The sequence below is a fragment of the Mycobacterium bulgaricum genome (assembly GCF_041287165.2).
In the GTDB taxonomy this organism is placed as follows: Bacteria; Actinomycetota; Actinomycetes; order Mycobacteriales; family Mycobacteriaceae; genus Mycobacterium; species Mycobacterium bulgaricum.
This window is the reverse complement of the sequence record NZ_JBGGKV020000002.1, coordinates 258,248-278,938: the sequence shown is the minus strand read 5'-3', so window position 1 is coordinate 278,938 and position 20,691 is coordinate 258,248. Positions and strand designations below refer to the sequence as shown.

The window sequence follows — 20,691 nt, the reverse complement described above, 5'->3', positions numbered from 1 at the left end:
GGGAGTGTGTCCCGACGTAACGCTGGAGAGCCTGTTCACGATGACAATTTCGGGAGAACGTCTCGATGCTGTCGTTGCTGAAGCAATAGCCGGCGATCGGAACGCACTCCGGGAGGTGCTGGAGATCATCCGCCCCCTCGTCGTCAGGTACTGCCGGGCACGGGTGGGCACTGCGGAACGCAGTGGTCTCTCAGCTGATGACGTAGCTCAGGAGGTGTGCTTGGCCGCCATCACGGCGCTGCCGCGTTACAAAGACCAGGGACGACCATTCCTGGCCTTCGTGTACGGGATTGCAGCGCATAAGGTTGCTGACGCGCACCGGGCAGCTGGTCGCAACCGGGCCGATCCGATGGATGTGGTCCCGGAGCGTTTCTCCGGCGAGGCCGGGCCCGAGCAGATGGCGATCGATTCGGAATCGTCGGCGCGGATGGCCGCCCTGCTGCAGGTACTGCCCGAAAAGCAGCGCGAGATCATCATTCTGCGTGTCGTCGTCGGTATGAGCGCCGAAGAAACCGCGGAGGCCGTGGGAAGCACTGCGGGGGCGGTGCGCGTGGCGCAGCATCGTGCGCTGTCGCGGCTGAAGGCGGAGATCACATCGGCGGGGCAGGGGCGCGACTATGCCTGATTTTGGACGCTGGAATGCCAATGGCGGTGATCCTTCGCTGAACGAGATCAACCGCACCGATCAGTTCCTCGACGCGCTCGCCGCGCAGCAGCAGCCGTACGTGACCGACCGCGACGAGGCCGACCTCGCGCAGTTGCTGGCCGGTTGGCGCGACGATGTGCGCGAGACCCCGATGGGTCACGTGCTGACCCAGCAGGACGCGGTGGCCGCACTCGACCGGGTGACCCGGCCGGCCCCCAAGCGGCGATTCTCTCTGGCGGTGGTCGGTTCGGCTGCCGCGGCGATGCTGGCGATCGGTGGTTTCGGCGCCGTGATCGCGGGCTCCGGCCCCGGCGACGCGCTCTACGGACTGCGCACCATGCTGTTCGGCGAGCAGACCCAGACCCGCGACGACGCCGTGATCCTGGCCGCCCAGACGGAGATGCAGCAGGTACAGCAGCTCATCGAGCAGGGTGACTGGCAGGGCGCGCAACAAAAGCTCCAGGCGGTCACCACGACGGTCGCGACTGTCGACGACGTCGAGGAGAAGCAGGAACTGATCGCCCAGTGGCAGGAGCTGACCGTCAAGGTGGAGGCTCAGGACCCCGTGGCCACCGTGCCGTCTGACGCACCGCTGCCCACGTTCCCAGATGTCGCGCCGCTGCCCGTCGACTCCGCCACGACGTCCGCCGAGACGCCGGGCTCGTCGACACCGTCGGGCACCAGCGACGCGACGACCCCGTCGTCGTCGCCCGAGACCACCGCCCCGTCGCCGACCCCGTCGACCTCGGCGCCCATCACGACGCAGTCCTCCGCCGTCCCGTCCACGACGCCGACCCCGTCGCCGACGACACTTCCGCCGTCGACCACGACACCAAACGCGCCGTCCCCGACGTCGACGACCGTGGTGAGGCAATCGACGACGACGCGCGCGCCGCTGCCCACATCGTCGACAGCACCAGCGCCCTCGCCGACCACGACACAGGCGCCCAGGACGACGCCGCAGCCGACCGTCGAGGAGGAAGAGCCGCTACCCACGCTGACTCTTCCGACGACGACGACGCCGGTCGTGCTACTGCCGGTCCCTGCGCTTCCGGCTGTCGAGGCGCCCGCGGTGGCGGTACCTGCAGCTCCTGCAAGGCCCAATCTGCCTGCGCCCGCGCAGCAGGCACCGGGTCAGGCGAACTGATCAGTCGCGCGGAATTGCGCTGTCAGCGATAGCCGTCGGACTCCGACGTCGCTTCGTTCAACGAGGCGTCGGCGTAGCCCCGGCAGTAGTCCCATGTGACGTAGGAGTCAGGCTCGGGATCGTAGGCCGGCTCGTGCGGGCGTACCGTGCCGTCGACGAGAAGCTGCAGCAGGTTGGCGCGCAACATGTCCCAGTCGTGGTAATGGTCCTGCTGGCATTCGTCACAGCAGACCACGAGTCCGCGAATTCCCTTGTGCGCCAACAGTGCTTCGTAGACAGCGAGGTCCGCGAGGTCGGCTTCGACAGCGGTGCGTTCCTGCGGATCCAGAGGCTGGCCCGGCTCCAGGGCATCGAGCGCCGCCGACGGATCGCTGGGGTCGTCGGCGAACGGGTCGGGCGGCAATCCTGGTGGCAGGTGGTCTCGCACGCCCCCAGACTACGCAGCCTCCCAGGTATCGCGCCAGCGCTCACCCGGCACGTCGTGGGGAACATAAACGACGAGTCCAGAGCCGATAAGATGTTCCTTTCAGGCGTCCCGGGAGGCTACATACATGTCGATCACCGAAACCAGCATCCCTCTCGCCGTTCCGGTCCCTACCGGCGGCGACGACCCCACCAAGATCGCGATGCTGGGGCTCACCTTCGACGACGTGCTGCTGCTGCCTGCCGCTTCGGATGTGATTCCGGCCACAGCGGACACGTCCAGTCAGCTAACGCGCAGGATCCGGTTGAAGGTGCCGCTGGTGAGCTCGGCGATGGACACCGTGACCGAATCGCGGATGGCCATCGCGATGGCCCGCGCGGGCGGCATGGGTGTGCTGCACCGCAACCTGCCCGTCGCCGAACAGGCCGGCCAGGTCGAGACCGTCAAACGGTCCGAGGCCGGCATGGTCACCGACCCGGTCACGTGCTCGCCGGACAACACCCTTGCCGAGGTCGACGCGATGTGCGCGCGGTTCCGCATCTCCGGCCTTCCTGTCGTGGACTCCCTCGGCTCCCTTGTCGGAATCATCACCAACCGCGACATGCGGTTCGAGGTGGACCAGTCCAAACCGGTCTCCGAGGTGATGACCAAGGCCCCGCTGATCACCGCGCAGGAGGGCGTGTCGGCCGAGGCCGCGCTGGGGCTGCTGCGGCGCAACAAGATCGAGAAGCTCCCGATCGTCGATGGCCACGGCAAGCTGACGGGTCTCATCACCGTCAAGGACTTCGTCAAGACCGAGCAGTTTCCGCTCTCCACCAAGGACAGTGACGGGCGCCTGCTCGTCGGTGCCGCCGTGGGTGTCGGCGACGACGCCTGGACACGGGCAATGACCCTCGCCGACGCCGGGGCTGACGTGCTCATCGTCGACACCGCCCACGCCCACAACCGCGGCGTGCTCGACATGGTGCACCGGCTGAAGATGGCCGTGGGAGAGCGCGTCGACGTCGTCGGCGGCAACGTGGCGACCCGCGCCGCGGCCGCCGCGCTGGTCGATGCAGGTGCCGACGCCGTCAAGGTCGGTGTGGGGCCCGGCTCGATCTGCACGACGCGGGTGGTGGCCGGCGTCGGCGCCCCGCAGATCACCGCGATCCTGGAAGCCGTGGCCGCGTGCGCGCCGCACGGCGTCCCGGTGATCGCCGACGGCGGCCTGCAGTACTCCGGTGACATCGCCAAGGCGCTGGCGGCAGGTGCGTCGACGGCCATGCTGGGTTCGCTTCTCGCGGGCACCGCGGAATCTCCTGGTGACCTGATCTTCGTCAACGGCAAGCAGTTCAAGAGCTACCGCGGCATGGGCTCGCTGGGGGCCATGCAGGGCCGCGGCGCGACCGGCAACCTGCGCGGCTCCTACTCGAAGGACCGGTACTTCCAGGACGATGTGCTGTCCGAGGACAAGCTGGTGCCCGAGGGCATCGAGGGCCGGGTGCCGTTCCGCGGCCCGCTTTCGACCGTCATCCACCAGCTCACCGGCGGGTTGCGGGCCGCGATGGGATACACCGGCTCGCCGACCATCGAGGCGCTCCAGCAGGCCCAGTTCGTCCAGATCACGGCGGCCGGCCTCAAGGAGAGCCACCCTCACGACATCACGATGACCGTCGAGGCCCCGAACTACACCACCCGATAGGGTCTGCTGGGGCCGAACAGGGGAGTGAACATGCGAGACATGGTGGAGATCGGCATGGGCCGGACCGCCCGTCGCACCTACGAACTCAGTGACATCAACATCGTGCCGTCGCGGCGCACCCGGTCGTCGAAGGACGTCTCGACCGCATGGCAGCTCGATGCGTACCGGTTCGAGATCCCGGTGCTGGCGCACCCGACCGACGCCCTGGTGTCGGTGGAGTTCGCGATCGAGCTCGGCCGCCTCGGCGGGCTCGGAGTGCTCAACGGCGAGGGCCTGATCGGACGGCACGCCGATGTCGCCGACAAGATCGCCCAGGTCGTCGACATCGCGGAGAAAGATCCCGACCCCTCGGCGGCAACCCGGCTGCTGCAGCAATTGCATTCCGCGCCTTTGGATCCCGAACTGCTCGGCTCGGCCGTCGCGCGCATCCGGGAGGCCGGGGTCACGACGGCGGTGCGCGTCAGCCCACAGAACGCGCAGGCACTGACGCCCACACTGGTGGCGGCGGGCATCGACCTGCTGGTCATCCAGGGAACGATCATCTCGGCCGAGCGCGTCGCCAAGGATCATGACGGGGCCGGCGAGCCGCTCAACCTCAAGACCTTCATCTCTGAGCTCGACGTCCCGGTGGTCGCGGGCGGTGTGCTCGACCACCGCACCGCGCTGCACCTGATGCGGACCGGGGCCGCGGGCGTGATCGTCGGATACGGCTCGACGTCCGGGGTGACGACGTCCGACGAGGTGCTCGGCATCAGCGTGCCGATGGCCACCGCGATCGCCGACGCGGCCGCAGCACGCCGCGAATACCTCGACGAGACCGGCGGCCGCTACGTCCACGTGCTCGCCGACGGCGACATCCACACCTCGGGAGACCTGGCCAAGGCCATCGCCTGCGGTGCCGACGCCGTCGTGCTCGGCACGCCGCTGGCCATCTCGGCGGAAGCCCTTGGCGGCGGCTGGTTCTGGCCTGCCGCAGCGGCTCACCCGTCGCTGCCGCGCGGCTCCCTGCTCCAGGTGGCCGACGAAGAGCGGCCCTCGCTGGCGCAGGTGCTCGACGGGCCGTCGGATGATCCGTTCGGCTCGCTGAACCTCGTCGGCGGCCTGGCCCGGTCGATGGCCAAGGCGGGCTACTGCGACCTCAAGGAGTTCCAGAAGGTCGGGCTCACCGTAGGAAGCTGAAGCCGGCCCGGGCTCACCGCAAGCTGCGCAGCGTTCGGGTCAGATAGTCGTCGACCAGCGCGGAGCGGCCGGTCGATTCGTCGGTGGTGATGAGCAGTGCGTAGAGGCCCAGCAGGAAGTAGATGGCGCTGTTCATCGGCGTCACGTCGGCGGCGATGTCGCCCCGCTGTCTGGCGTTCTCCATCTGATCGGCGACCAAGACGATCAGCGGGTGGTCGTCGCCGTGTTCTGCCGGCGGGCGCGACGGCGAAAAGTGCAGCGCCAGAAAGTCTTTGAACAGGACCACGCCCAGCCGGCGTTCCAAGCCCAGCGCGAGGTCGGCCGCCTCGCGCAGTTGTGACGGCAGGTCGTGGTGGGTCTTGGCGTACGTGGCGAAGCGTTTGGCGATGCGGTCCTCCTCGCGACGTTCCAGCTCGAGAAGAACGTGTTCCTTGGTGGGGAAGTGGAAGAAGAAGGTGCCGTGCGCGACACCGGCGGCGCCGACGATCGCGCCGACGTCGGCCTCAGCCATGCCGGCTCGTTTGAACTCGGCGATCGCGGCGCCGAGCAGCCGTTCCCTGGTTTGCAGGCGCTTCGCCTCGCGAGCTGAGATGCCGTCCGACGACCGGGTTGCCACAACCCCGACATTAGACGCTGACGAATTTGGGAACTTAGGGTCGCCTGTCTGGCCGGTTACCGGTGGGTAAGTTCATAATGTTGCGATGAAGCCTGACTACGACGTGCTGATCATCGGCTCGGGGTTCGGCGGCAGCGTCAGCGCGCTGCGACTGACCGAGAAGGGTTACCGCGTCGGCGTGCTCGAAGCGGGCCGGCGCTACGCCGACGACGAGTTCGCCAAGACTTCGTGGAACCTGCGCAAATTTCTCTGGGCGCCCCAGTTCGGTATGTACGGGATCCAGCGCATCCACCTGCTGCGCAACGTCATGATCCTCGCCGGCGCCGGCGTCGGCGGCGGCTCCCTCAATTACGCCAACACGTTGTACGTCCCGCCGGAGCCCTTCTTCAACGACCCGCAATGGCGCGACATCACCGACTGGCGTGCCGAGCTGATGTCCCATTACGACCAGGCGCAGCGGATGCTCGGCGTCGTCACGAACCCGACGTTCACCGACGCCGACCGCATCATGAAGGAAGTCGCCGAGGACATGGGTGTCGGCGACACGTTCGTCCCGACGCCCGTGGGCGTCTTCTTCGGCCCCGACGGCGAGAAGACGCCCGGCAAGACCGTTCCCGACCCTTACTTCGGCGGGGCGGGCCCCGCGCGTACCGGGTGCATCGAGTGCGGGTCCTGCATGACGGGATGCCGGTACGGCGCCAAGAACACGTTGCTGAAGAACTATCTCGGGCTGGCGGAGAAGGCCGGAGCGCAGGTTCATCCGCTGACCATGGTGACGAGCTTCGAGCAGCGTCCCGACGGAGTGTGGGAGGTGCGGACCGCGCGTACCGGCAGCAAGCTGCGCCGCCGTCGCAAGACCTTCACCGCCAACCACGTGATCCTGGCGGCCGGCACCTACGGCACGCAGAAGCTGCTGTTCAAGATGCGCGACCGCGGCAAGCTGCCGAAGCTGTCGGACAAACTGGGTGTGCTGACGCGGACGAACTCCGAATCCATCGTCGGCGCAGGCCGTTTGACGGTCGGTGACGACCTCGACCTGACCCACGGCGTCGCGATCACGTCGTCGATCCACCCGACGTCGGACACTCATGTCGAGCCCTGCCGCTACGGCAAGGGCTCCAACGCGATGGGGCTGCTGCAGACGCTGATGACCGACGGCACCGGCCCCGAGGGCACCGACGTCCCGCGCTGGAGGCAGCTGGTCGACACGGCACGCGCGGATCGCCGGGGCACGATGCGGCTGCTCAATCCCCGACGCTGGAGCGAGCGCACGATGATCGCGCTGGTCATGCAGAACCTGGACAACTCGATCACGACGTTCACGCGCAAGACCAAACTCGGCTTCCGCATGCTCGACAGCAAGCAGGGCCACGGCGAGCCGAACCCGAGCTGGATTCCCGCGGGCAACGAGGTGACCCGCCGCATCGCCGAGAAGATCGACGGCGTGGCGGGCGGCACGTGGGGCGAGCTGTTCAACATCCCGCTGACCGCGCACTTCCTCGGCGGTGCCGCGATCGGGGACAGCCCTGACAACGGCGTCATCGATCCCTATCAACGGGTGTGGAACTATCCGACGCTGTCGGTGGTGGACGGGGCCGCGATCTCGGCGAATCTTGGTGTCAACCCGTCGCTTTCGATCACCGCGCAGGCGGAGCGGGCGGCGTCCCTGTGGCCCAACAAGGGCGAAGAGGACCTGCGGCCCGCCCAGGGCGAGCCCTACCGGCGGCTTTCGCCGATCGAGCCCCGCAACCCCGTCGTTCCCGCGGACGCCCCTGCGGCGCTGCGCAGGATCCCGATCGAACCGGTCAGCTCGGCGGGCTAGTGGCACACCGGCGGCGGACGCACAAGCTCATCGACCGAGCGCAGCCGTTCGCCGCCGAGCCACTGCTGGTCGCCGCGAACTTCACGTGGCGACAGTCGCAGTGGTTTCTGATCGGAGCCGGGGCGACCCGGCTGTGGATCATCGAGGCCCATCGAAAGCATCCCGACAGCGGGGCTTCCCTGATCGGCTCTTGGCCGTTGGTCGACGTCCGTCTCGCGGAGGAGCGGCTTGCCCGCCGCGCCGGGCCGATCTCGCTGGGGTCAACGCGAACAATCCGATTCGAGCTGCCCGACCGCGAGCACATGGTGCTGCAGCCGTTCGGGAAAGAGGTGGACCTGCTTCTGGAGTCCTGGGAGGTGGCGCAGTACGGCGTCCGCTGGGAGGCGTTGACACAGGTCGCGCTGTCCACCTCGCCGGACGGACCGGTCGACGAGGATGTCTTTTTCGCACTGACCTACGACGACGAGACCACGAGATTCGTCGGGCTCGACGAGTCGGAGGGACTGCTGCCGCGGTTGCAGGCATTGCCGGGTTTCGACAACGAGGCGTTCATCGAGGCCATGGAGCATGTGACCGACGAGCGCTCGCGCGCGGAGCATGTCACCCGCGCGGCAACGGTGCTGTGGCGGCGCTGATCACGCACCAGAGTTCGCGACCGGCGGCGATGACCTCTGCACCGTCCCACTTCGCGGAGGCGGCGTCGTCGCGGGTGTCGACGACCACGCTGATCTCCACCCTGTCGTCGCCGGATGTGACCACGATGCGCGCCGACGTCGCACAGAGGTCCAGTACGCCGGACAGGGTTGCCGCGAGGCGGGAGATCTCGGTGTCGGCGACGTCGGGGAGCGCACCGTCGACGTCGATGACCACGTCGACGTGTCTGGCCTCCGCCGCGTCGATCAGTGGCCGGATCCGCTGCATCAGCAGATGGTCAAATGTGCTCGCCTGGTCGAACAGTGTTCGTAGTCTTCGGCATTCAGCCCACGCCCGACGCTGCATTGCGGGGTCGACGCGTTCCCCGCGGGTCAGTTCGTCCAGCAGCGGAACGACGTTGGCGACGATGGTGGCGTAGCGCCGCTGGTGCTCGCCGCGCAGCGCCTGAGCGATTCGTTCGCGCGTGAGTAGTTGCTGACGGACCGCGTTCTCTGAGGCCACCACGTCGGCGGCTTCCCGCATGAGTCCGTTGAACATCAGGGCGAACAATTGCACGCCGAGGATGCTCGCGCTGCCGAGGCCGATGTTGACGAGGATCGGCGGCGACGGGTCGCGAATGAGGATCACGGCGCTGTTGAGCACCCAGTAGCCGATGATGACGGCGGCGCCGATACGCGTCGGCACTGCCAGCATCAGCGGGACCAGGCACCATCCGATCGCTCCCTGCGCCCAGTGTTCGTAGCCGAGGAGCGCGTGGTGGGGCAGCAGCGCGGGCTGGGCGACCGCGACGATCAACACGGCCGCGGCCGCGGGCCCGGCGAAAGTGTAACGGTGCCAAAGGATTCCGGGGACGGCCGCCAGCGACGCCGCCGCGGCGAGCAGTCCGAGCACCGTGTCGGCGGGCCGCACCGTGATGACAAGGTTCACCAGCGCGTACACGGTCAACGCGAGACCGTAGCGGGCCCTGGTCCGGTCGATAAGCCGGTCGGGGTCGACGTGCGGTGTGTCGGGCTCGACGTGGGCGGTGCTCCAGCGCAATTCGACGACTGTGCCTGAACCTGGTTCGGAGCTGAGCCGGGCCTCGCCGCCGGCCCGTTGCATCCGCCCGATGATGGAGTCCTCGACGCCGTGCCCGTCGCGGCGCACCTCCGGATCGAACCCGGTGCCGTCGTCGGACAGACGGACCGACGTGTCGGAGACGGCAACGCGCAACAGCGACGCACCGGCGTGCCTTTCGACATTGTTCATCGCTTCCCGGGCGGCGGCGATGACCGGTTGCGCGCTCGCGCCGGGCAGCCACAACTCGTCGCGGCCCTCGAACTTCGCCGGCGTCGTGAGATGGGTGGCGCAGTCGCGCAGTGCGGCAACCAGTTCGACGCGGGGCGGAGGCGCCGCCCAGCTGCTCACATCGAGAAGGTGCAGATCGCGCCGGGCCTGCGCGGCCAGCCGCTGGGGAGGAAGGTCGGTGCCCTGCCCCACCATGAGCAGGGTCGACGCAGCGGTGTCGTGAAGCAGCGCGAGTTGTTCGTGCTCGTAGTCGCGTACCGCGTCGGTGACACGTCGGGCGACCTCGGCCTCCGCGCGGTCGCTGCGCGCCCGGTCGATCGCCCCGGCGACGCGCAGCAGCATCAGACGGATGATGGAGGATGTCGCACACTGGACGGCGAAGTAGTAGAGCGCCGTGACGGAGGTCAGATCCTCCCAGCCGATGACCAAGCCCGCTCCTACGGCGTAGGCGGCGGCGATTCCCACGGTCAGCGGCACGGCGGCGAACACCGACACCGAGACGGAAATGCTGATGACGGCGGTCCCGGCGATCGCCTGCGGCGCGGTGTTCGAGGCGTAGAAATCGGTGGTGGGCACGAGTATCGGAAGGGATAGGCACACCGCGAGCGCGGCCAGGTAGTCGACGGTCAGCCACCCGGCGCCCTGCGCGCGCGTCACCAGACGATAGAGCGACCATCCGGCCAGCGCTCCGAGAAGCCATCTGCCGAGGGGCAGGGCGAGGGAGTCGGGGTCCGCCAGCGCGATCAACGAGACCCCGAGATTGATCGAGCTGCGCATCAGCAGCCCGACCATGGCCGCCCGGTTCATCAGTTGAAGCCGGGCGGCAGGTTCCCCGAACGTCGCCACGGTCCTCCCCAGCGAACCCACCCCGAATGAAGCGATACGTTAGCCCGCCTGACCCGGCGCAGCGGGCCGACCCCCGCGGCGCCGGGGTGTCGGTCGAACGTATCAATTCAGCGCGATTCGGCGAGGACGGCTTTCCTCCCGAGCCGCGAGCTTCCTAATCTCGACAAGGCACTCATGGTCACAGACCGACGCCGCCGGCAACTCCTCGGAGTTTTCCCATCGCGGCGGGTGCGGGGCTGGGATTGAATATCGGCAGGCAGACATCTGTCGCGAAGTGTCTACCAGGTGGGAGGTATAGGGGGATGTCCCGCGAGGGGGATTCGCGGACTCCGGTGCGCATCGCGATCATCGACGATCACGATGTCGTGCACGCGGGGATCCAGGCGTGGTGCGCGGATGCCGATCCACCGATCGAACTGGCCGGCAGCTTCGCGCATCCCGCCGAATACTTCGCCCACCACCCGGAAGCCTCCGGCGGTGCCGACGTCGTGCTGCTCGACCTGCAGATCGAGGGGAACCGCCCCGACTTCGAGACCCTGTCGAAACTCAGCGACCGGGGGCAGCGCGTGATCGTCTACTCGCACATCACCGCCGACGAAGTCATCCTGAAGTGCCTGGAGCTCGGCGCGGTGACCTACCTGGTCAAATCGGAGGGCAAGCGCCACCTGATCGAGGCGATCCACTCCGCGCACACCGTGACGCCGTACGTCGGTCCGCGCATGGGCAAGGCCATGCTCAACGACGGCACGATGGGCCGCATCAAACTGACCGACCACCGCGAAAAGCAGGTGCTCATCGCCTGGTTCCAGACCGAGAGCAAGGATCTCGTGGCCAAACGTCTTTTCATCGCCCCGACCACGGTGCGGACCCACCTGCAGCGAGCACGCGCAAAGTACGCCGGTGTCGGAAGGCCGGCCTCGACGAAGTCCGCGCTGCTGGCGAGAGCCGTCGAGGACGGAATCCTCAGCTTGAAAGACCTGTACTAGACGGGATCATCCGTTCGGTGGACTGACAGCTGTTCCGTGGGCAACTACCGTTTGCGATGCGGGGGAGCGGACGTGGTCGCCGGCAGCGCAGTATCGGCTCGAATCGGTGGCAGGGGGTGCGCCGAATCGCCAGGCGCTCCGGCGATCACGATCCCCGAACGGTCAAACTAGACTGTCCCGGTGGAATCAGCAGCTCCCCGTCCCGTGTTGGTCGTCGACTTCGGTGCGCAGTACGCACAGCTGATCGCCCGGCGGGTCCGCGAGGCGCGGGTGTTCTCGGAGGTCATCCCGCACACCGCGAGCGTCGAGGAGATCAAGGCCCGCAACCCGCGGGCGGTCGTGCTGTCCGGCGGGCCCGCGAGCGTCTACGCCGAAGGGGCGCCACAACTCGACCCCGCGCTGTTCGACATCGACGTGCCGGTGTTCGGTATCTGCTACGGCTTCCAGGCGATGGCCCAGGCCCTCGGCGGCACCGTCGCCCACACGGGCACCAGCGAGTACGGTCGCACAGAGCTGAAAGTCAGTGGCGGAGAACTGCATTCCGACCTGCCCGGCACCCAGCCCGTCTGGATGAGCCACGGCGACGCCGTCACCGAAGCCCCTGAGGGCTTCGAGGTGGTGGCCAGCAGCTCCGGAGCGCCGGTCGCGGCGTTCGAGAATCGGGGGCGCAGGCTGGCCGGCGTGCAGTATCACCCCGAAGTGATGCACAGCCCCCACGGACAGCAGGTGCTGAGCCGCTTCCTGCACGAGTTCGCCGGAATCGACGCCGCGTGGACACCGGCCAACATCGCAGATGCCCTCGTCGAGCAGGTGCGCAGCCAGATCGGCGACGGGCGGGCGATCTGCGGACTGTCCGGCGGGGTGGACTCCGCGGTGGCCGCCGCGCTGGTCCAGCGCGCCATCGGCGACCGGCTCACCTGCGTGTTCGTCGACCACGGCCTGCTTCGATCCGGCGAACGCGCCCAGGTGCAGCGTGATTTCGTCGCCGCGACCGGAGCCAATCTCGTGACCGTCGACGTGGCCGACCGGTTCCTCGAGGCGCTGTCGGGGGTGACCAATCCCGAAGGCAAGCGCAAGATCATCGGCCGCGAGTTCATCCGCGCGTTCGAGGGAGCGGTGCGCGACGCGGTCGACGTCTCCGGCGGCGAGGTGGACTTCCTGGTGCAGGGAACGCTCTACCCCGACGTCGTGGAATCCGGGGGCGGGTCGGGCACCGCCAACATCAAGAGCCACCACAACGTCGGCGGACTGCCCGACGATCTGAAGTTCACGCTCGTCGAGCCGCTGCGGCTGCTGTTCAAAGACGAGGTCCGCGCGGTCGGCCGAGAACTGGGACTGCCCGAGGAAATCGTTGCCCGTCAACCTTTTCCGGGCCCCGGCCTGGGCATCCGGATTGTCGGTGAAGTCACCGCCGACCGCCTGGACACGCTGCGGCGCGCCGATGCGATCGCCCGAGAGGAACTCACATCAGCCGGACTGGATCACCAGATCTGGCAGTGCCCCGTCGTGCTGCTCGCCGACGTCCGGTCGGTGGGGGTACAGGGCGACGGCCGCACCTACGGGCATCCGATCGTGCTCCGTCCGGTGTCGAGTGAGGACGCCATGACGGCCGACTGGACGCGGGTGCCTTACGAAGTGCTGGAACGTATCTCGACGCGGATCACCAACGAGGTGCGTGAGGTCAACCGCGTGGTCCTCGACGTCACCAGCAAGCCGCCTGGCACGATCGAATGGGAATGACACGAAGTGGCATTCAGGCGCAAAGGCTTGCTGGAATTAGAGGGTGATTACATAATCAGCCGATGATCAGCCCGACGCGCCGAAAACGCGCGCTAGCTATTGTGTTGGCTTCTGTATTGAGTTTTCTGATGGTTCCCACACTTCCGGCCGCGTCGGCGCAGCCGCAGGGCGCCCACATCACCGGTATCGAGCACGTCAACGATCGCTGGGACAAGGTGTCGGTGTTTTCGCCGTCGATGAACAAGGTCGTCGTCAACGACGTGTTCAAGGCGGGTAAGTCGGGTGCGCCCACGTTCTACCTGCTGCCCGGCATCGACGGCGGCGACGACATGGCCGGCGGCGGCATCGCCCCCGGCATGAAGAGCTGGTTCGGGATGACCGACATCCAGGGATTCTTCGCCGACAAGAACGTCAACGTGGTGTCCCCGTTGGGTGGTCAATTCAGTTGGTACACAAACTGGGTCGCCGACCCGAGCAAGCAGTACCAGACCTACATGACCCAAGAACTGCCTCCGCTGATCGACGCCGAGTACGACACCAGCGGCCGCAACGGTGTCGGCGGTCTGTCGAGCACCGGCGGCACAGCGCTGGACTACGCCGTTCAGATGCCCGGGCTCTACCAGGGTGTCGGCTCGTACAGCGGGATCCTGAACCCGTCGGACAACGTCCAGAACGTCGAGCTGACGCTGAGCAGCGGTGGGGCGAGCGCCGGCGCGATGTGGGGTCCGCCCGGCGGGCCGCTGTGGGTGGCCCACGACCCGTCGAAGAACGTCGAGAAGCTGCGCGGCGTCGCGGTCTACGTCGCGGCATCGGGCTCGGGCAACGTGGGTGCGGTCGACCGTCTGCCCCCGGGCTTCGGGCCCAACATCACCGGTGGTTTCATCGAGCGCGTCGTCGCCGACAGCACGAGGGTCTTTGCCGACCGCGCCAACGCCGCCGGGGTGCCGATCACCTATGTGGTCCGGCCGGACGGGTCGCACACCTGGGGCCTGTTCGAATCGGAGATGCAGGAGTCGTGGAACACGACGATCGGGCCGGCTCTCGCAAGCTAGCCGACGTCGGTCAGGTATTCGTCGAAGCCATGTCCCAGAACGCGATCTCCTGAGACAGGACCTCGGCGATCACGTGCGCGCCGACTGCGGGGACGGCTAGGTCGCGTAGGGCCGCGACATAGGCGGCAAAGCCGGGATCCGTCCAGTGCTCCACGAATTCGCGGTACGGCGACGAGTCCGACGCGGCCGTGGTCCACGCGCGCAGGTAGACCTCCTCGATGACCCACAGCGCGGTGATCGCGGTGTCGTAGTCGTCGGTGTCGAGTCGCGCGAGCAGGTCGCGGTAGGCGAGCGTCGCCGGCAGTGCCGGCTGGGTCATGTCGATGCCGCGGAGGGTGGCCTGCTCGTCGAACCAGTCGAGTTCGGCGACGAGGGCGACACATCCTGCGGCAAGCGTGGATTGGGCCTCGCGGGGGGCACGGGCCAGCAACCGCGCCTGAAACGCGAGGAGGTCGGTGACGAAGATGGCGTCCTGCGCCAGCCAGCGGTTGAAGTCCGGCGGTGCGATGGTGCCGTCGCGAACCGAATTCAGGAAGTGATGTCGGGTGGCCGCAGCCCAGAGATTGTCGAGCACCGGGTGAGACTACTCGCCTGAGGCTTCGGCACTCTTGGTGATCAGGTCGCCGAGCAACTGTGCCACCACCGACTCGACCGCTGATTCGATGGAGAAGGCCAGCGTCGCGCCGACCGCCGACACCGCGTGGGTGCGGAATCGCACCAAAGTCGTGATGAGCTCGGCGACTTCGACGTCGTCGGGCATGGCCGCGCCGGGATTGATCTTGTCGACGACTTCGTCGAGACCGGCCTGCACGAGGATCTGGCTGATCTGATCCAGAAGTGGGCTCACCTGCACGTGGACGTCGATGAGTTTGTCGAGCGCGACGCCGTGCTTGCGGATCTCGGTGAACGCCTCGACGAGGGTGGGCCGCACGATGGTGGCGTACCCGTGGTCGGTGTCGTCGTCGACGCGGATGATGCCGAGGCTCACCATCCGGTCGAAGCCCGCCGCATCGTCGATCAGTGCGCGGGCCTCGGTCAACGACATCCGCTGGGGCTTCTCGGTCGCCCAGCTGCCCGCGATCGCCGACTCCAGGCCGAGCATGTCCCCGAGATCCTTGCCCTGCTCCCATGCCGACAGCATCTCGTTGACGTGGGCGATGTTGTAACCCTTGTCGAGCATGGACGTGATGAGGCGCAGCCGGGTCAGATGCGTGTCGTTGAACAGCGCTATGCGGCCCACCCTCAGCGGCGGATGCAGCAGGCCGCGGTCGCGATAGACCCGGATGTTGCGCGTCGTGGTGCCGGCCAGCTGTGCCAATTCGTCGATGCGGTACTCACCGGATTCGGCGACGCCGAGGGGCTGCACCGCGGCATCGAACAATTGCGAGACCGCGTTCTCGATGACATCACGCGAACCACGGCGGATCCGACGCAGGATGCTCGGGATCGGCCCTGTCGACCGCTGCGGTTTCGCCTGGGACATCGCGTCGGATCTCAGGCCGTCGGGGCCGCGACATGCGGGGACGCGTCGTGCGCCACCGCTTCGTAGTCCTCGAACTGGATCGTCCGCATCTGTCGAAGATACTGCGTGGCGAAACCCGGGTACATCGAGGCGTTGAAACCGTCGGCCGTCAGATACCAGCTGTTGCACCCCGACATCCACGTGGTTTTCGTGAGCCGCCGCTGCATGCGCTCGTTGTAGCGGCGCTGGACGTCGGCGCGTACGTCGAGATAGCGCAGATTCTGGTTCAGGATCGTCGTGATCCCGGTGACCGCGTAGTCGATCTGCGCTTCGACATACACCAGCAGGGAATTGTGGCCCGGCCCCGAATTCGGTCCCGTCATGAAGAACAGGTTCGGGTAGCCGTGCGCGCTGGCGCTCTTGTAGGCCTCGGCGTGGGCGGCCCATTCCTCTTGCAGCGACCTGCCTCCCAGCCCGGTGACCGGGAACGGGGGACCGGACAGGTGCACGTCATATCCGGTGGCGAACACGATCGCATCAAGATGGTGTTCGACGCCGTCGCTGGTGCGGATCCCCACCGGGCTGAGTGTGGCGATGGGCCAATCGATCAGCTTGCAGTTCTCGCGCTGCAGCGCGGGGTAGTAGTCACTGGACATCAGCATGCGCTTGCAGCCGGGCGTGAACTCCGGGGTGAGCTGGCGGCGCATCCACGGGTCCTTGACCTGCTGGCGCAGGTGCGCCTTACCGAGCTGCGCGACGAGACGACTCATCGGTGTGTTCCACACCAGCGCAGTCGCCGCGGCCTCGTGTCCCCAGTACAGCGCCTGGCGCGCGATCTCCTGTGTCACAGGCAGTTTGGCGAACAACGATTGGATCGCCGTCGGCATTGAAACGTCCATGCGTGGGAGCACCCAGCCGGGGGTGCGCTGGAAGACCTTGACGAACTCGGCGGTCTTGACGAGTTCCGGGACGATCTGGACCGCGGTGGCGCCGGTCCCGATCACGGCGATGCGCTTTCCGGTGAAGTCGTAGTCGTGGTCCCAGGAGGCGCTGTGGATCTTGTGACCCTCGTAGGAGTCGATGCCGCGGATCGCGGGGAACTTGTGGTCGGCCAGCGGACCGGGTGCGAGCACGACTGTACGAGCCCGGAAATCCTTGCGGCCATTGGTCGTTGCGGTCCACACCCCGGTCTTCTCATCGAAACGCAGGCCGGTGATCTCGGTGTTGAATCTGATCAGCCGGCGGAGGTCGTGCTGGTCGGTCATCGCCTCGATGTGCTCACAGATCTCCGCGCCCGACGGGTAGGCCCGCGACCACGACGGATTCTTGACGAACGAGAACGAATACAGCAGCGACGGGATGTCGCACGCCACGCCGGGGTAGGTGTTGTCACGCCAGGTGCCGCCGACGCTGTCACCGCGTTCGGCGATGACGATGTCCTCCACACCGGCCTGTCTGAGTTTGATCGCGGTCCCGAGCCCGGTGAAACCCGCGCCGACGATGAGGGTGTCGTGAATTGTTCTGGCAGTAGGCATGTGTCAGGCCGCCGGCTCGTGGGTCAGTTCCTTGAACCAACTCGGAATCGGCTTCAGCAGCGCCCTGGGGTAGAGATTGGACGCCCACACCATGGAGTTGGCCAGCAGATGGTAGGGGTGACGTGGTTTGACGACCATCGACGCATGGCGCCGCAGCACGCGGTAGGTGGGCACGCGGTGGGTGAACTCGCCGCGCTCGCCGAGGGTCTGGAACCGCTTGACCGCGTTGTACAGTCGCTCGGGTTCGAGTCCCATGCCGACGATCTCGTTGCGGATCCGGTTGAGCAGCGGGATGTACATGATGGCCCCCAGGATCAGGCCAGGGGTGGCGACGTTACCGACGAACTCGATGGCCAGCCGCCGCAGGTCGGCGTGGCCGATCATGTTCAGCACCTCGAAATCGACGGCGATATGGCGGGATTCGTCGTTGTTGATCTTCTCGAACACCTGGTGGCAGACAGGGTCGTCGACTTCTTCGAGCAGGAACTTCAGCAGCGCACCGTCGAGTGCCACCTCCAGCATCGGGATGACGGTGCCCAGGATGGACAGCGCCATGTCGTCGGCGTAGGTGTCCAGCCAGTCCATCGCCATCCGGATGTTGACGTTGGGCTCGGGCATCTCGCCGTCGTCGAGCATGCCCCACCGCTTCATCAGCGCCAGTTCGGCATTGGCGTGCCGCTGCTCCTCGGCGTGAAAGTAGCGGTATATCTCGGCGATCGTCGGGGTGGGCGCCTTTTTGGCCAGCGCCGCGAAGCCGCGGGCCCCGATGTTCTCGATCCAGCACAGGTCCGCCATGAACGCCTTAAGTTTGGGTCGCTGCTCATCGGTGATCTTCTCGGCTCCCGGTGCCGCCCAGTCGATGTCGGCGAGCGCCCACTGGCGGTCCTTGATCTTCGCCAGCATCGCATCCATATCGATCGCCATTGATCCTCCTCAGGTCGTCACGCGGGTGGCCAGTCCGGCGGCGCGGGTGTACACCGTCGGGGTGAAACGTTTGATGCCCCAGCCGATCCGGGCCTCCGGATTCGGCATGCAGTAGAGGCCGCCACGGTCGAGAGTGTCCAGGCAGGTGCGGGCGACGCGCTCGGGCGAGAAGCCCGTGAGCCGCATCAGCCGATCGGCCAGCTGTGTCGTCTCCTCGGGGATGCGACCGGAGCTGACGATGTTGGTCTTGACGAACGTGGGACACAGCACCGTGACGTTGATGCCGGTGCCGGCCAGTTCGGCGGCCAGTGTCTCCGACAACGACAGCGTCCCCGCTTTGCTGACGTTGTAGGCGGCCATCCCGGGTGCGGCGCCGAACGCGGCGGCGGAGGCTACGTTGATGATGCCCGCCGGGCGGCGGGCCTCGCGCAGGATCGGCGCGAACACGTGGCAACCGTGAATCGGCCCCCACAGGTTGATGTTGAGCACCCACTCCCAGTCGGAGAGTGCAGAGTCGCCGATGACCGCCCCGCCGGCGCCGACGCCTGCGTTGTTGATCACCAGTGTCGGTGCACCGCCGAACCACGACTGTGCTTCCTCGGCAAGGCGGTACACCGCGTCGACGTCGGCGACGTCGCATTGCACGGGCAGCGCTGACGTTCCGATCTCCTCGGCGATGGCCTGGGCCGCGCCGAGGTCGATGTCGCTGCACACCACCCGTCCGCCGCGGTGGGCGAGTTCCCTGGCGAATGCGGCGCCGATCCCGCTGCCTGCGCCGGTGATCACGGCGTCGGCCCGGTGGGTGCGTTTCGTCCCGAACGGCCACATGGTCAACCCGCCTGTTCGATGTCGGTGCCGCCCAACGCCTCGGCGACGAAGGCGGCGATGGTGTGCATCGCAGGCACCGCCTCAGGGGTGAGTCGCGGCAATGCTTGGAAGACGTGCACCTGGTCCGGCCAGATCTGCAGTTCGCACCGAGTTCCGGCCCGGCGGAGATCCTGTGCGAGCGCTATGGCGTCGGCGGCGAGCATCTCGGCCCCACCTGCCTGGATCAGGGTTGGTGGCAGCCGGCGCCCGCCTGCCACGTCGAGCCGGAGCCTGGGATGGCCGGATTCGATTCCGGTGCAGTACAACTCGACGAGCCGAATCGCGTCGCGGGACCGGATGGCGGGATCGGGTCGATCCAGCTCGCGGGTGCGGGCAAGACCGAAGGTCAGATCCACCAGCGGTGACAGCAGAACCAGGCCTGCCGGGTGACTGACGTCGGGCTGCAGCAGCAGGTCGACGGTGAGATGCCCTCCTGCCGAGTCGCCGGCGACGACGATCTGCTCCGGTGCGATGCCGCACCTGCCGGTGAGCCAGTCCCAGCCGTTACGGACATCCTCTGCGGCAGTGGGGAATCGATGACGCGGTGCCAATCGGTAGTCGACGCTGAAGACAGGCAGCCCGGTCAACTGCGACAGCCACGCCGTGAGTCGCCGGTGCGTGCGGGGTGAGCACAGGGCGTAACCGCTGCCGTGGACGAAGTAGATCGCCTGGGCCGAGTTCCTGCGTGGCACTCCTGCGCCGTACACCCACTCGCCGACGATGCGTCGGCGGTCCGGGGTGGTGGTGTCGACCCGCACGGCCGTGGTGTGGGTGAGGGACGGTCCGAAGGTGTCCATGATGCGGGCGACGATCTGGCGGGAGGCCCACAGACCCCAGGCCTGGTGGGGTGGGAGGACGCTGCTGATCTGGCGCAGGGTCAGGCTGCTGACGAATGCGGCGCTGCGGGAACGGAACGAACCGCGGGGGAGATGCCCGCATGTGTCTTCGTTGAGCACGCGATGGATACAACTCCGAATGATGACATTTGTCAATGTCACTATTTGGCAGTGTCATGGTCGGCTGCCGCGGGGTCTGGTTGACGCTGTCGGTGGGTGGGTGTTTACTGACGGCATCGAACAAAGTTTCGAAAAATGGAAGTGTCAGATGGTGTGAAAGGTACTGCTGTGACGACGCCCAAAAGCCTGAACCGGTGTCCTGTCACGCGCGCTGAGCAGGTAGAACAGCTGCGCAAGCAGATGGCATCGGTCTCCAGCAAGGTGGGCGGCAGCCGACGGGCTGTGGCCCCTGTTCCCGAGCTGTCGAACACCCCGGATTCTTTGCTGCCGGTCCCGGATTCGCTGTCTGAAGTGCTTCCGGATTCGTTGCCGCGCGGAACTGTGGCGGTGGTTTCCGGGGCTCGTTCGCTGCAGTTGAACATGGTGGCGGCGGTGACGGCGGCAGGCGGCCACGTGGCCATCATCGGCCAGCCCGATGTGGGGTTGTTGGCCGCGGCAGAGATGGGCGCCGATCTGAGCAGGATCGCGGTGATCCCCGAACCGGGTGCCGATCCGGTCGAGGTGGCGGCGGTCCTGATGGACGGGATGGACCTGGTGGTGCTCGGTCTGGGCGGCCGTACGGTGCCCGCCACCCGGGCCAGGGCGGTGGTGGCCCGCGCCCGGCAGCGGGGATGCACTCTTCTCGTCACCGACGGTGACTGGCAGGGGGCCTCCGCGCGGCTGACCGCTCACGTCAGCGGTTATGAGATCGCGGGCGGACGGGACGGAGTGCCCACCCCCGGGTGCGGGCGGATCAGCAGGGTGCGGTTGGCCATGCGCGCAAGGGGTCGTTCCGTCGGGTATCCGGCGCGTGCCGTGGGCGGATGA

General features: G+C 67.3%; 19 protein-coding genes. 10 read left to right on the top strand and 9 right to left on the bottom strand.

The annotated features are described in order from the left end of the window. Positions 1–40 precede the first annotated feature (40 nt). Together ACAG24_RS07835 and ACAG24_RS07830 are read left to right on the top strand one after the other, a co-directional pair. A complete protein-coding gene (locus tag ACAG24_RS07835; protein WP_370472368.1) occupies positions 41–625 on the top strand; it encodes a sigma-70 family RNA polymerase sigma factor in 585 nt (194 codons plus the stop codon). Further along, the gene (locus ACAG24_RS07830; protein ID WP_370472369.1) at positions 618–1,793 is read left to right on the top strand and encodes an anti-sigma-D factor RsdA; all 1,176 of its coding nucleotides are present in this window, start codon (positions 618–620) and stop codon (positions 1,791–1,793) included. The genes ACAG24_RS07835 and ACAG24_RS07830 overlap by 8 nt, the downstream gene beginning before the upstream one ends. Before the next feature lie 22 nt (positions 1,794–1,815). Here ACAG24_RS07830 and ACAG24_RS07825 read toward each other — a convergent pair whose 3' ends face one another. Continuing rightward, on the bottom strand, positions 1,816–2,220 hold the full coding sequence (locus ACAG24_RS07825; RefSeq protein WP_014814404.1) for a DUF5319 domain-containing protein: 405 nt from the start codon (positions 2,218–2,220) through the stop codon (positions 1,816–1,818). A 124-nt stretch (positions 2,221–2,344) separates the two neighbouring features. Here ACAG24_RS07825 and guaB point away from each other — a divergent pair, with 124 nt between their 5' ends. Continuing rightward, positions 2,345–3,898: an IMP dehydrogenase gene (guaB, locus tag ACAG24_RS07820; RefSeq protein ID WP_370472370.1), complete on the top strand. Its 1,554-nt coding sequence runs from the start codon at positions 2,345–2,347 to the stop codon at positions 3,896–3,898. A 30-nt stretch (positions 3,899–3,928) separates the two neighbouring features. Continuing rightward, positions 3,929–5,077 (top strand): GuaB3 family IMP dehydrogenase-related protein, encoded by a 1,149-nt coding sequence (locus ACAG24_RS07815; RefSeq protein ID WP_445206178.1) that lies wholly within the window; start codon positions 3,929–3,931, stop codon positions 5,075–5,077. A 13-nt stretch (positions 5,078–5,090) separates the two neighbouring features. Here the strand turns inward: ACAG24_RS07815 and ACAG24_RS07810 are convergent, their stop codons facing one another. Next, the gene (locus ACAG24_RS07810) at positions 5,091–5,693 is read right to left on the bottom strand and encodes a TetR/AcrR family transcriptional regulator (protein WP_370472371.1); all 603 of its coding nucleotides are present in this window, start codon (positions 5,691–5,693) and stop codon (positions 5,091–5,093) included. 85 nt (positions 5,694–5,778) lie between these two features. Here ACAG24_RS07810 and ACAG24_RS07805 point away from each other — a divergent pair, with 85 nt between their 5' ends. Both ACAG24_RS07805 and ACAG24_RS07800 read left to right on the top strand, forming a co-directional pair. Then, positions 5,779–7,515, top strand: coding sequence for a GMC oxidoreductase (locus ACAG24_RS07805; RefSeq protein WP_370472372.1), 1,737 nt, complete (start codon positions 5,779–5,781; stop codon positions 7,513–7,515). Further along, positions 7,515–8,150: a hypothetical protein gene (locus ACAG24_RS07800; RefSeq protein WP_370472373.1), complete on the top strand. Its 636-nt coding sequence runs from the start codon at positions 7,515–7,517 to the stop codon at positions 8,148–8,150. The genes ACAG24_RS07805 and ACAG24_RS07800 overlap by 1 nt, the downstream gene beginning before the upstream one ends. Here the strand turns inward: ACAG24_RS07800 and ACAG24_RS07795 are convergent. Beyond that, on the bottom strand, positions 8,116–10,302 hold the full coding sequence (locus ACAG24_RS07795) for a sensor histidine kinase (RefSeq protein ID WP_370472374.1): 2,187 nt from the start codon (positions 10,300–10,302) through the stop codon (positions 8,116–8,118). The genes ACAG24_RS07800 and ACAG24_RS07795 overlap by 35 nt on opposite strands. A gap of 302 nt (positions 10,303–10,604) precedes the next feature. Here ACAG24_RS07795 and ACAG24_RS07790 point away from each other — a divergent pair, with 302 nt between their 5' ends. The 3 genes from ACAG24_RS07790 to ACAG24_RS07780 all read left to right on the top strand — a co-directional run bounded on the left by ACAG24_RS07790 (position 10,605) and on the right by ACAG24_RS07780 (position 14,080). Continuing rightward, positions 10,605–11,288, top strand: coding sequence for a DNA-binding response regulator (locus ACAG24_RS07790; protein ID WP_370472375.1), 684 nt, complete (start codon positions 10,605–10,607; stop codon positions 11,286–11,288). Positions 11,289–11,468: 180 nt separating this feature from the next. Continuing rightward, complete coding sequence (guaA, locus tag ACAG24_RS07785) at positions 11,469–13,028, top strand: glutamine-hydrolyzing GMP synthase (protein WP_370472376.1); 1,560 nt, start codon at positions 11,469–11,471, stop codon at positions 13,026–13,028. Between the two features lie 128 nt (positions 13,029–13,156). After that, the gene (locus ACAG24_RS07780) at positions 13,157–14,080 is read left to right on the top strand and encodes an alpha/beta hydrolase (protein WP_370472377.1); all 924 of its coding nucleotides are present in this window, start codon (positions 13,157–13,159) and stop codon (positions 14,078–14,080) included. A gap of 10 nt (positions 14,081–14,090) precedes the next feature. On the opposite strand, the gene ACAG24_RS07775 is transcribed toward ACAG24_RS07780, so the two are convergent. Genes ACAG24_RS07775 through ACAG24_RS07750 form a run of 6 tightly spaced genes read right to left on the bottom strand, consistent with a single transcriptional unit; the run spans position 14,091 to position 19,824 of the window. Next, entirely contained in the window at positions 14,091–14,654 is a 564-nt protein-coding gene (locus tag ACAG24_RS07775) for a TenA family protein (RefSeq protein ID WP_370472378.1), read from the bottom strand. Positions 14,655–14,663: 9 nt separating this feature from the next. Further along, on the bottom strand, positions 14,664–15,563 hold the full coding sequence (locus ACAG24_RS07770; RefSeq protein ID WP_370472379.1) for a MerR family transcriptional regulator: 900 nt from the start codon (positions 15,561–15,563) through the stop codon (positions 14,664–14,666). Positions 15,564–15,574: 11 nt separating this feature from the next. After that, on the bottom strand, positions 15,575–17,077 hold the full coding sequence (locus ACAG24_RS07765; RefSeq protein ID WP_370472380.1) for a flavin-containing monooxygenase: 1,503 nt from the start codon (positions 17,075–17,077) through the stop codon (positions 15,575–15,577). A 3-nt stretch (positions 17,078–17,080) separates the two neighbouring features. Next, positions 17,081–18,001, bottom strand: coding sequence for a ferritin-like domain-containing protein (locus ACAG24_RS07760; protein WP_370472381.1), 921 nt, complete (start codon positions 17,999–18,001; stop codon positions 17,081–17,083). A 9-nt stretch (positions 18,002–18,010) separates the two neighbouring features. Continuing rightward, positions 18,011–18,829 carry an SDR family NAD(P)-dependent oxidoreductase gene (locus ACAG24_RS07755; protein WP_370472648.1) on the bottom strand — a complete coding sequence of 273 codons (819 nt, stop codon included), beginning with the start codon at positions 18,827–18,829 and terminating at the stop codon, positions 18,011–18,013. 2 nt (positions 18,830–18,831) lie between these two features. Then, the gene (locus ACAG24_RS07750) at positions 18,832–19,824 is read right to left on the bottom strand and encodes an alpha/beta hydrolase (RefSeq protein WP_370472382.1); all 993 of its coding nucleotides are present in this window, start codon (positions 19,822–19,824) and stop codon (positions 18,832–18,834) included. Positions 19,825–19,992: 168 nt separating this feature from the next. Here ACAG24_RS07750 and imuA' point away from each other — a divergent pair, with 168 nt between their 5' ends. Beyond that, on the top strand, positions 19,993–20,691 hold the full coding sequence (gene imuA' / locus ACAG24_RS07745; protein ID WP_370472383.1) for a DnaE2-dependent mutagenesis accessory factor ImuA': 699 nt from the start codon (positions 19,993–19,995) through the stop codon (positions 20,689–20,691).